9 protein-coding genes are annotated in these 12,016 nt (G+C 62.3%); 1 reads left to right on the top strand and 8 read right to left on the bottom strand.

Annotated elements, in window-relative coordinates; genetic code table 11:
* Positions 1-41 precede the first annotated feature (41 nt).
* From OKW43_RS16575 to OKW43_RS16560, 4 genes are all read right to left on the bottom strand, one after another.
* Entirely contained in the window at positions 42-956 is a 915-nt protein-coding gene (locus tag OKW43_RS16575) for a glycosyltransferase family 2 protein (protein ID WP_187633808.1), read from the bottom strand.
* Positions 957-1,112: 156 nt separating this feature from the next.
* Complete coding sequence (locus tag OKW43_RS16570) at positions 1,113-2,318, bottom strand: hypothetical protein (protein WP_187633809.1); 1,206 nt, start codon at positions 2,316-2,318, stop codon at positions 1,113-1,115.
* Positions 2,315-3,415, bottom strand: a complete 1,101-nt coding sequence (locus tag OKW43_RS16565; RefSeq protein ID WP_429448503.1) for a glycosyltransferase — start codon at positions 3,413-3,415, stop codon at positions 2,315-2,317. The genes OKW43_RS16570 and OKW43_RS16565 overlap by 4 nt, the downstream gene beginning before the upstream one ends.
* Positions 3,416-3,556: 141 nt before the next feature.
* On the bottom strand, positions 3,557-5,776 hold the full coding sequence (locus tag OKW43_RS16560; RefSeq protein ID WP_187633811.1) for a GNVR domain-containing protein: 2,220 nt from the start codon (positions 5,774-5,776) through the stop codon (positions 3,557-3,559).
* 218 nt (positions 5,777-5,994) lie between these two features.
* On the opposite strand from OKW43_RS16560, the gene OKW43_RS16555 reads away from it, so the two are divergent.
* Positions 5,995-6,378 carry a hypothetical protein gene (locus OKW43_RS16555; protein WP_429448501.1) on the top strand — a complete coding sequence of 128 codons (384 nt, stop codon included), beginning with the start codon at positions 5,995-5,997 and terminating at the stop codon, positions 6,376-6,378.
* Positions 6,379-6,832: 454 nt separating this feature from the next.
* Here OKW43_RS16555 and OKW43_RS16550 read toward each other — a convergent pair whose 3' ends face one another.
* From OKW43_RS16550 to OKW43_RS16535, 4 genes are all read right to left on the bottom strand, one after another.
* Complete coding sequence (locus tag OKW43_RS16550) at positions 6,833-8,077, bottom strand: glycosyltransferase (protein WP_429448499.1); 1,245 nt, start codon at positions 8,075-8,077, stop codon at positions 6,833-6,835.
* Positions 8,078-8,169: 92 nt separating this feature from the next.
* Entirely contained in the window at positions 8,170-9,054 is an 885-nt protein-coding gene (locus OKW43_RS16545; protein WP_429451693.1) for a polysaccharide deacetylase family protein, read from the bottom strand.
* A 55-nt stretch (positions 9,055-9,109) separates the two neighbouring features.
* Complete coding sequence (locus OKW43_RS16540) at positions 9,110-10,363, bottom strand: FAD-dependent oxidoreductase (protein WP_429448497.1); 1,254 nt, start codon at positions 10,361-10,363, stop codon at positions 9,110-9,112.
* Between the two features lie 38 nt (positions 10,364-10,401).
* Entirely contained in the window at positions 10,402-11,391 is a 990-nt protein-coding gene (locus OKW43_RS16535; RefSeq protein ID WP_429448495.1) for a carboxylate--amine ligase, read from the bottom strand.
* Positions 11,392-12,016 lie beyond the last annotated feature (625 nt).

The following is a 12,016-nucleotide window of genomic DNA, read 5'->3' as shown; positions in this document are numbered from 1 at the left end:
CATGACTCCCTTCTTTTCTCAAGTCGACACGTCGACAGGCGTCACTCCACCGTGATGCTCTGCGCCTGCTCGGCGGCCGACGGACGCGCGCTCACCGTCACCGGGACCGGCACCGCACGCGCCTTCGCGCCGCGAATCAGGCCCTGCACGCCTGGCGGTCTGAACAGCGGCACACGATACTTGCGGCTGAAGCGCCACAAGCTGTTCATATGCCGGCGCCCCGCCTTGCTCAGGACGCCCGCTGCCGACGCGCGCTGATGCTCGTGCGTGAGTCGCGCGCCGGGCACGCACAGCACGCGGTAGCCCGCCTGCCAGATGCGCGCGCAAAAATCGACGTCCTCCATGTAGAGGAAGAAGTGCTCGTCCATGCCGCCGAGTTCGCCGAACAGCGCGCGCCGCACGATAAAGCCGGTGCCCACCACCCAATCGGCTTCGAACGGCGTGCCCGCGCCCCACGCTTCGCGCATCATGTGGTTGTCGATGCGGCGCTTGAACGCTTCGAGCCGCCCGAGCGGCGAACGCCGGCCGAGTATGTCGAGCAGTGAATAGAAGCGCCGGGCGGAAAACTGCCGCTCGCCATCCGGATAGATTAGATCGAGACCGATCAAGCCTACATCCATCTCCGTTCTGAACAGCTTCACTGCGTTTTCGAGCGAAGCATCGACGAAATAGGTGTCCGGATTCAGCACGAGCACGAGCTCGCGCAGACAACCGACCATGCCGAAATTGACGCCGGCCCCGAAGCCGCGATTGATCGACGTTCTGACGAGTCTGACTCCCGTCGGAAGCGTCTCCCTCAGATAGGAAAACGAATTGTCGGGTGACGCGTTATCCACCACGACGATGTCCTCCTTATCCGCAATCGAAAGTTCGAGCACGGAGCGCACGCAATTTCTGACCAGTTTTGGCGTGTTGTAATTGACGATCACAACGCTAAACGTTCCCTTCAGGTTCATCCCCACCTCCTGCTTTACATCAGGTGTTCGTGGAATACCCCCAAACACGGCATCTTTGTTCTTGCACCTTTGCTGCGCGCCTTTCGCGCGCACTACCGACTCCCCACTACTCGTCTGCGCGAGGCAAACGATCCGGCACGCACTGCCTTGCGTTCGCTACGTGCTGTTTCGACGCGGTCCGCCCACGTAATCGAACACTGGCAATGTCATCAGGATGAAGACAAACGGGATCACTTCGATCGATTGATAGAAGAACGTTTGAAATAACGCGGCCCACACGCACAGAGAAATCCGGCTTTCGCTGCTTGCAAGTTTCGTCACGGATACCAGCACGCCGTAATAGAAGATCGCGCCCATCAGGCCGATGTTCAGGATCTGCTGCAGCACGCTCGATTCGACGACGCCGAACTCCTGTTTCACCGGGTCGGGTGCCGAGTTGGTGACGAGCCCGAAGTAGGTGCCGGCGATTACGTTGGCCGGCAATGCGAGCGCCCTCGCCTTGTCCCATGCTTCGGTGCGCCCGTCGTTGCCGTCCGACTCCAGATTCGTGGCACCCATGATCCGTTCGGTGCCGGCGTTGACGACACTATCGTTCTGACTGCTCACCGCGACGCCGAAGATCAGGATCGCCATCGTCGCGAACACGGTGGCGACGATCAATTTCGCGTTTCTCGTGATGAACTGGATCGGCCCCTGCACGAACGCGAGCCCGAAGGTGCCGAGAATGATCAGCATGCCGCTGCGCGACAGCGCCGAGAAAATCGCGAAGCTGAGCACCGCGCACGCGAGGCCCGACAGCACGTTCTTGCGCACCAGATAATCGACGCCGCACAGCGACGCGGCAATCGCGGCGAACAGCGGGTAATGCAGATAACTGCCGGTCAGCGCCGGCGCGCGCAGATTGTCGAAGCCGTAAGTCGCGCCGGGCAGATCGATCGGGAACACGTTCTGCTGCTGCGCGAGTGCGACGCCCGCCTCGATCAGCGCGATCAGCACGAGCCCCGCATACGCGATGCGCGGCCGCACGAAACGCTTCTGATAGTTCGAGATCGCGTAGAAATAGACGAACAGCGTGAAGACGAAGACGAGCAGATAGGACCGCCCGAGCTGATCGGTAACTTCGAGCGTCGCGACGATCGACAGCGCCACCGAGAACAGCATGCCCACCACGAAGCCGAACGACAGACGTCCTTCGTCGCGGAAGTAAGCGGCAATCGCCGTCGGCGAGATGTACCACACGAGCAGACCGACGATGCCGCCGACCTGAATGAGATAGGCGGCGTCCTTGCCGATCAGGTACTCGAGAACGCCGCGCGTGGCGCACAGCACGACGGCAAGCAGATAGGCGATGGTGGCGATCATGGCGTCAGCGCCACGCAGGCGTGTGCGTTGAGCGGCTCACCACGGTAGATGCGTTCGATCACGTCCGGGAACGCGTCGATCTCACACACGTTGAGCAAGGTGCCGTCGTACTCGACGCCTTCCGCGCCGAGCGGCGTCGAGACGACCGGCAGCTTCGCCGCGAGCATCTCGAGCGTCTTCAGCTTGACGCCGGCGCCCGACAGCAGCGGCACCACGCCGATATCGGCGGACTCGAAGTACTTGCCCGGATTTTCGACGAAGCCGGTCACGCAGATATCGTCGCAATTCAGGCGCTTCACGCGCTCGCTCGGATCGGAGCCGACCACGAACAGCTTCAGGTCAAGGCCGCGGCGGCGCAGCGGCAGAAAAATCGTGTCGATGAAATTGAGCAGCGCCTCTTCGTTTTCGCGGCGTTGCATCGCCCCCCAGAACAGGATGTTGCCTTTCTTCACCGTGTCTTTCGAGCGCCGCACGTCCTGCAGAAACGCCGGCAGCGAGATCGGCACGACCTGCAACGTGCCGACCCCGGGGTACAAGCCGTTGATCAGCTGCGCGTCCTTGCTGGACAGCACGAGCACCTTGTCGGCCAGCTTCAGAAGACGCTGCTCGAGCACGAAAGTCTGCCGGGTAAACAGCCATCCCTCGATGGACTTGACGCGCAACATGGCCTGGATCTGCACGTCATGCGCGCACATCACGATCTTCACGCCGTCGCGGAAACGGTCGCGCAGATTCTGCGCATACGCAAAGGATTGCGAGAACTCGAGTCGCACCGTGTCATAACGGTTCTTCTCGACGAGCTCGCAGATGAATTTGCCGATCGCGGGTTTATAGCGCGAGCACAGGCGTGGCGAAAAAATCAGCGGATTCGCGAGGAACGATGGAACCAGGTCGAACCGGCTTACGTACTTGACGTAGACGTTGCGAACGTTCGCGCGGAACTCGACGTCTTTTTCGTCGACCGGCACGCGCGACACGATCAGCACGTCGAGCTCCGATTCCGAGCTCAATTTGATCAGGTAATCGTATGCCAGACGGTGGCCAGCTTGCGGCGCGTTTTTCTGGGGCAGAAAAGGCGTGACAAATAGCTGTTTCATCCGAGTAGTCCCTTGCCTGTACGGTACGCGCTCGGCAAGCGCGGCCGTAAGATCCCTTCGCATCGCATATTGGTCTTGTGATCGGTCCATTCGCGCGCTACGCCCCGCACCGCGGGCGCGTAGCGAACAAAGCGCCCGGGCTTATCTGTCGTACGGTTTGTAGATGTAGGCTGCGTAGCGATAGCGTCCATAGCCGTAGCTATAGCGTCCCGGCCGCATCCGCAGTCCGTTCATGATCACGCCGCGCACCGGCAGGCCGACCTTCTGCATCTGGCGGACCGACTCGCGCAGCTCGCCGATACCCGTGACACCCTGACGCGCGACGAAGAAGGTCGTACCGGCCACGCAGGCGAGCCGCACCGCATCCGAGGCGAGCAGCACCGGCGGTCCGTCGAGCAGCACGACGTCGTAGCCGGTCGCGACCTGGCGCAGCACCGCATCGAGCCGTGTGTTCGACAGCACGTCGCTCGGGCTCGCGACCTGGCGGCCGCTCGCGATGAAGTCGACGCCCTGAAAACGGGTCGCGCGAATCAGTTCGTCGGGGCGGTACGCACCCTGGATCAGATCGGACAGGCCCGGACCGCGATCGCCGCCGAGATGCCGATGCAGGAAACCGCGCCGCAGATCACCGTCGATCAGCAGCACACGCTTGCCGGTCGCGCCGATCACCGCGGCGAGATTCAACGACACGAATGACTTGCCGATGCCCGGCGTCGGGCCCGTAATCAGCACGATGTGGTTGCGCGCCTTGGTCATCGTGAATTCGAGCGCGGTGCGAAAGCCACGCAGACTTTCGATGGCCGGATCGATCACCGCTTCGCCCGCGAGCACCAGCGCCTTCGATTCCGGACGGCGACGGCTTTGCGCGAACCGCTCTTCCTGACGGCTGAACGGCACGCTCGCATAGACCGGCAAACCGGTGCACAGCTCTACTTCGTACGGATCGTCGATCGCGTCGAACAGACGCTGACGCACGAGCGCGATCACCACGCCGACGAACACGCCCAGCATCAGCGCCGCGGTGATGATCAGAAGCGGCTTGGGCCGCACCGGCGTGTCGGGCGCGACGGCGCCATCGACGATGCGCACGTTTCCGGCCTTGCCCGCCTTGATCAGCTTCAGCTGTTCGAGCGTATTGCGCAGCGACGTGTCGAGTTCGGTGCCGACCTGCACGTCGCGCTGCAGGCGCAGCACGTTCTGTTCGAGCGGCGGCAGCGATTGCGTCCGGCTCGCGAGATCTTTCGCTTCCTGTTGCGTCGCATGCAACTGCGCGTTGACCGACTGCACGGCCGGATGCTGGTCGGTGAAGCGCGACAGCAGTTCATTGCGCTTCTGCTGAAGTTCCGCGAGCCGCGTCTGCGCCTGAACCGACAGTTGCAGCAGGTTGGTCGCTTCCTCGCCGAGATCGACGGTGCCATGCTTCGCGCGGAAGTCGTTGAAGCGCGTTTCCGAATCGGAAAGCTGCTGGCGCATTTCCGGAAGCTGCAGTTCGAGGAAACGGATCGAACGCTCCGCTTCCTCGGATTTGCGCTTCAGGTTCTGGCTCACGTATTCGCCCGCGATGGTCGCGAGAATCGCGCTGATCTTCTTCGGCTCGCTGCCTTCGAGCGACACGCCGAGGATGTCGGATTCCTTGCCTTTTTCCGAGATCGTCAGTTCCTTGCGCAGCTTTTCGGTCGTCGTCAGCTCGGACTGGCGCCGCACCTCGAAGGTCGCGCCCGGCTCCGCCTCGATCCGGTCGACGACCAGCGTGAGCGGCCCGTAGTTGGTCGTCGCGTTCAGCGGCTGGCCGACCGTCCCCTCGAGCTTCAGCTTGCCGTATTGCAGCTCGTAGCTCGATCCCTCGCCCTTCTTCAGCACGAACGGACGGTCGAACAGCTCTTCGGGCACGTCGAATTTCGACACGTCGATGCGCTCGTTGCCGTACACGTAGCCGTGCGGTCCCGGCGTCGACAGATGATCCGAATGGCGGGCGAGCCAGCTGCCGAACAGCGGGTAGTAGCGCGGCGTCGCCTGGATGTCCAGGTTGAGCTTGTCGACCGCTTGGCCCACCACCATGCGCGAGCCGATCACCTGCGCCTCGCCGGACGCCGCGGTCTTCACATCGAACATCGCGGATACGTCGCCGATTACGCTCTTGGACGAAGTACCCGCGTTTTCCTCGACCTGCACGAGAAGGTCCGCGCGATACACGGGTTGGGAGAAAACCGAATAACCGATGCCGAGTGCGACCGCGATGGCCGTCGTGATGGCAATCAGCTTGCGATTGTCGTACAGCGCATCCAGATAATTCGCGAAGCCCGCCGGCGGATGTTCGCTGTTGTTGTTCCGGCTATCGAATGGTGCACTGCTTTGGTTCATGCGGGTTCTCCCAAAGTCTCGACGGTTTGCCACTTCTTCGCGGCGCCGGATCAGCTCGTCGCCGCATTGCGTCACGCCTGTATCCATCGAGTTGACCGGCTCGATCGGACGGGGTAGCTGATTTACGCCACATCGGCTACCTTTGTGTGTAACAGCGCCTATGCGAGTTCGGCTCTTTTCCCTAACATCGCACCACACGCTTTCTTATGGAGACCGAAATGAAAATACTTTTTGCCGCCGTATTGCCGGTATTGCTGACCGCCCAGCTGACCTACGCCCAGAGCATCGTGTCCGCGGCCTCTTCCGCTTATGCGCCGCGATATGTCGCCAAACACTCGCAACTCGACGCGATGACGCCGCATGCCGCCAGTTCCACTACGCTCTACGGCTCGCCGTCGGATTTCACGTACGCTAAAAAGAACCTCTATGTCGCGCCCAACGTGTACACCGAAACGAAAACCAGCCTTCCGAAACATAAACGTTCAAGCGTTACGCAGCATGTCCGCGGGAAGAATTCAGCGGACCCCTACGGCAACGATTTGTGGAATTCAGACCAGACCTACGCGTCTCCCGACACCTCCGATCCATACAGCGCGCGCTGAACTGAAGCGCATCACGGTCTGGATTCCCCGGCTCGCGATGTGGCCGCTTGCGGCCACATTCCTGTTTGGTTGAACTGACTGTCGGGCCGGTAGTGATGTTTCCCCGATTAGCCGCGTCTCGTCCGCCGATTTCCGCAAACGCGCACGACATGCACATGCTTTTGTTCTAAAGTGTCTGGCCTTGCGTCGGCCATTAAGCCGATCATCGCCAGCTCTGTGCCGTCACCGCGGCCTCGTTTACTCTGTCAAACCGTGCGCTTCAGCGCTCGATAAAATGCCTTTCCTTGGCGATCATAGTATTCAGAGAGCGGGTCTTTCAACGTTCGGCAGCGCACACAAAAGCCGATTGCTACGGATTGCTTCAGACAAAACAGGCGATAAAAAAACGCGCTTTTAAAATCATGATAACGGCGCTGTTATACATGCCGTTTGTCGCCATCAGCGCCGATTATTTTCACGGCGCCGGACGCGGATTATCTGCATAACGCGCACGCCGGCGCGACAGCGCGAAGTGCGCCGGACGTTCGCCGATGTGCATGATTTCGGCGAGACGCCGCGCGTAATGCTCGGGAAGGTATTCGTCGACGTCGTACTTTCTGTGCTCATCGGCAAGATGAATAGCCAGTTCGCCGAGCGCCCGTTTCAGGCTGTGCGGATCGAACATGAACTTGATCTTGTTGCCGACCGCTTCCGCGGTCACCGCCATGCTGCCGCCATCGCGAACCAGCACCGGCAGACCGAGCATCGCCGCCTCGATCACGACGAGCGGCGCGTTCTCCGCGCCCACCGACGGCACCACCACCGCATCGGCGAACTCGCGTATGGCGGGAAACAGTTGTTGCTGCGGCATGGTGCCGAACAGAATCAGCTTGCGCTGGGCGATCAGCGACGCGTAGCGCTGCTCGATCGCCCGGCGATCCGGGCCATCGCCGTACACGCCGATGCAATTGATGCGCTCGAAGCCCGCCGCTTCGCAGAGCGTCAGAAATTGCAGCAGGCCTTTCTCCGGCGAGATCCGTCCGACGAAGGCAAGGTTGAAGCGCTCCTTGTTACGCGCCGTGACGCACGGCATCGCGATCGGCACCGCCGACGGATTGTGCACGATGACCGTGTTTTTAATGCCGACGCGGTGCAGCGCTTGCTCCATGAACAGGCTCGGGCACAGAATCCTGTCGAACACGCGCGCGGGATGGTAGGCCGAGCGGATCGCGTGCCACCACGCCTTCGTCATCAGGTCGTGCACGAGGCCCTTCGGCGTCGGCCGCAACGTCAAGGCTGCGCGCGTGCGCAGCACGTCGAGCGGCAGGATGATCGGATGCCTGTCCTTGTCGAAGTACTGCAGCGACGGGTTGTAGTAGACGAGGTGGTAGTCGTGGCAGGTGTGATATGCGCGGTAACCGAGCTGGCGTTGCTGTCGCGCGATCACGCTGAGGATCGAAGGCGACAGCACGTTGTGGTAGTTGTGCACCATCAGCCGATGCGGCCGGAAGCGGTGCAGCGTCTTTTCGAGCGCGCGCGCGGCGGTCGCGTTCCAGGAGCGCGACAGCATCGTCGAGCGCGCGGAAAACTGGCTATCGTCGAAACGTTCGACCTCGACGCCGGGCAGCGTGCTCAACAGCTCGGCCGATTGTTGATAGACGACTTCCGCGCCGCCCATCTGCACATAATCGTTGATCACCAGTACTCTGCAGCGCTGCATGTGCCCCTCCTGTCGTATGCCCCTCGTGCCGTCTCGCGAAAGACCCGGACGGCTTGCCCGGACGGATCGCTTCGTCCGGGCGCTCCTTGTGTTCAAAACTGCGGAAACTTGCCGCGCCAGCCGCCACCCTCGCGCAGATAATGGAGAAACAGCGCAATGCCGCTCAATTGCGCGGCGAAACGCAGCGTCGACGCCGCATCGTCGATGATGATCGTGCGCAGCCGGTACGGATCGGTGTGCTGATCGTTCCAGCCGATGTCACAGGTGCGCGCGGTTTTGAAGCCCGCCGCCCGCACGAACTCCACTTCGCGATCGCCGTAATTGCCGTTCGGATAGGCGAAGTGCTCGCAAGGCTGCTGCAGCAGCGCCGCGATCTCATGGCGGCTGTCGCTGATTTCGGCCGCGCTTTCGGCGTCGCTGCAATGCGTGAGAATCGGATGGAAGCGCGTATGCGCCTGGAAGTCGATGTGCTCGCGCATCGCCTGCATCTGTTCGATCGACAGGCCGGTGGGCCGGTCATCGCCGTCCTGCTGGTAGCCTTGCGCCGCCAGTGCGGCGAGGCGCTCGTCGTTGGTCATCCGCTTCAGACGTTCGTGGCCGACGCGCAACGAACCCGGATGCAGCCACCAGTGACTGCGTGGCCGTCCGACGATGCGGCTGCACAGAAAGATCGTCGGCTGCACGTTGTGCTTGATGAACACCGGCAACAGCTGCGCATTGCCCGCGTGGCCGTCGTCGAGCGTGATCGCGACGCGCGGGCGGCCGCGGCCGGGTGCGCTGACGTCGGTCAACGGTACGAATTCGCACAGCTTGCGCAGATAGGTCAGGTGACGGTCGAGCGTGGCGGGATCGGGATCGTGATAAAGCAGCACGGCCACGCGGTCGCGCCACAGCAGCTTGCGCGTGAGCCACGCGAGCCCCGCGATCACGATCAGGCCCGCAAGCATCTCCTTCACGAGCGCCTTGAAGCGCTTCATGCGGCGCCCGCGATAGCTATCGGACAGGCGCGAGCGCGCGCCCATTGCATGGGTCTTATTCACCTGAGCGCTCCGGCATGGGTGCATGAGCGATCGGCCACGCGCGTTGCCGCGCACCCGCCTTCAACGAACCGACGATGTGCCGCGCCACGGTCGGCGACGCGTGCTTGGTGCCGTAGACGAAACGCATCACGGGCCCGAAGCTGTGCGCGCACGCGGGTCCGACCACATAGAGGCCGCGCACCCGCGTTTCGTAGTGCGACGTCAGGTCGGGCATGCCGCCCTGATTCGAAATCGCATCCGCCAGATCTTTCGACAGGAACGCGTGCTGCCGCATGTCGGTCTTGAAACCGGTCGCGGCGATCACGTGATCGGCGCTCACCCGCGCCTGTTTGCCGTCGGTCAGCACGTTCAGCACGACGCGATCGTTTTCGATCGCCGCGGAGCGCACCTCGGTGCGATGCGAGATCTGTACCTTGCCGACGACGCGATCGTGCAGCCACCATGCACCGGACGCGCCGTACGTGTGCTCCATGATCTGCTTGCGGCGTTTCGGGTCGAGCATATGGAATACGCCGGGAAATTCGGACAGGAACAGCGACCGCCAGCCGCGCCCAAGTCCCGCGTCGGGCCCTTTGATGCGCGACAGGATGTGGCGCCCGCCCTGCGGCCGCTCGTGCCACACCACACTGCTCTCGCGCATCAGCACGTGTGCGCGCGCGCCGAGCTCGTTGAGCAGCGCGGACAGCCCGAGCGCCGACTGCCCGCCGCCGACGATCGCGATGTCCTTGCCACGCGCCCACTCGAGGTTCCCGTACAGCTCCGAATGCGTCGCATACTGCGCCGGCAAAGCCCGCAGCGCCGGCGGCGTTTGCGCGAAGCCCTTCAGGCCCAGCGCGATCACGACTTTGCGCGCGGCGAGCGAGCGGCCGTCGCTCAGCGACAACTTGAACTGATCTCCGACGCGACGCAACGCGAGCACGTCGACCGGCTGGATCTCGCCGACCAGATTCGACTGGAACCACAGTCCATACTCGACGAACGTTTCGAGCGGCAGCGCCATGCCGAGCGGCCGATAAGGCAGCCCTTTGAGGCGGCAGTAGTCTTCGACGGTAAAGCCGCTGCGCGGTGCATGCAGGCTCGACGCGAACGCCTCGGAGCGCAGCAGCATGCCGGGCGGCATCAAGTTGCGCCACGCGCCCATCGGTTCGCCGAGGATCTGGTAATCCATGCCGGCGGCCCTCAGATGCGCGGCAAGAGATGACCCGTAGGGCCCCGCGCCAATGATTATGGTATCGGTCAAAGACATTGCTGGTCTCCAGGGGGAACGTCTTTCGTCGCCACGCGTCAGGCTTTGGCCTGCCGCGATTCGGGTGCCCTGATCGCTTTTTTCCAGCTGCGCTTCATGCGTCGCAGCGGATTCATCACCAAATAGTGCTGCAACGCCGGGAGCGGATCGCTCCAGCGGAAATAGCCATCGAAAATTTTCGTGCGCTCGCTCAGCAGTTCCGGCGGCAGGTGATCGGAAAAGGTTGCGCGCCACGCGACCGGCACACGGCTCGGGCGCTCGGCGGGTGGCGGCAGGCCGAGTTCATGGCGGTACGCGGCAAGCGGAATGTTGACGCCGCACAGCGTCGCGATCTCCTCCTGCCAGTCCGTGCGGCCAACCGTCGGCTCGACCATCACGAACTCGCCGTAGTTGTCGTCCCACTTGTATTCCATGCTGCCCATGCCGTCGAAATCGGCCAGCTCGGCGAATCGCCGCGTCAGCGGTTCGAGCGTCCCGCGCGCTTCGGGCGCAGCCACGCAGATCGCGGTATTGCCGATGCCCGGCGGCGAGCTCAACACCTTGCGGCCGGTGAACATGCTGACCATGTTGCCGTCGGCGCCACGATAGAACAGCGTGAAGTGGATATTGCTGTCAGGCCCCTCGATCCACTCCTGCGCGATGATGCCGCCCGGCGTCGCGAGCATCGCGATCGCGCGATCGCGTGCGTGCTGCAGCGTGTCGACCCGCACCGCGCGTTCTTTCTCGCCTCGCAGCACGTTGCGCTTGTCGTCCGGTTTCAGCACGCACGGGTAGCGCAATTCGGACAGCCGTTCGATGTCGGCAAGCCTGTCGAGCACGACCGAGCGCGGCACCGGAAAGCCATGCCGCTGCGCGAACTCGTGAAAGCGCGTCTTGCTCGACAACATGTTGACGGTGTCGTCTGTCGGCAGGCGGAAGCGATACCAGTGCGACAGTGCCGTCCGATTTTCCGACACCGCATGCACCGCGTCTTCGTCGGTCAGAATCAGAACCGGCGGACGATCGAACCGCTTGCTGAGTTCGATCATTTCATCAACAAATATTTTCCCGGCAAAACTCTTTACCTGATACGCGTGAACGTGTCGGCACCACGACGCCGCGCGGGTCCTCGTATCGACTGCGATAACCGGAACATGGGCTTGCGCGAGCGATCGCGCCACCCCCAGTCCGTTCAACTCTGCTCCAACAATAACTCCTGCCGATTGACCTGAGTCGTATGCGCTCGCCATAGTATCGATTTCCTTGCTCCGTACGTGCGTGCACCCTCGAAGACCAGCCCCGAGACTCCACGCGATCGAATTATCGAATTGGGTAGAAAACCTTTTTGTCGCCTCGCGGGGGCGCTTCGGCGTTAAAGCTGTGTTTCGGCGGAAAGCGTGCATGAGCGCGGCAGGCGCGTCCTGGCACGCGCCGTGTGTCGAATCATGGTCTTGCGATTTACCGCAGCGTGAGCATTGCGCTGCTCTCGCCGTGACCTACTTTACGTTTCCGCCTGATCTCGATACGTGCGCCGGCGCACAGAGAGCAATAGAAAGCAGGAAGGAAAAAACCCTTTCGAAAGGCGGAGAGCCTTATTCCGTAAGGGTTTCGCAGAGGCCGCCATTAGTATGTAAAAATCTTGCGAAGCATTAATTTATTACAACGCGATAATGG

This window comes from Paraburkholderia sp. WC7.3g (assembly GCF_050436345.1).
In the GTDB taxonomy this organism is placed as follows: Bacteria; Pseudomonadota; Gammaproteobacteria; order Burkholderiales; family Burkholderiaceae; genus Paraburkholderia; species Paraburkholderia podalyriae.
This window is presented reverse-complemented; position numbering and strand designations above follow the sequence as displayed.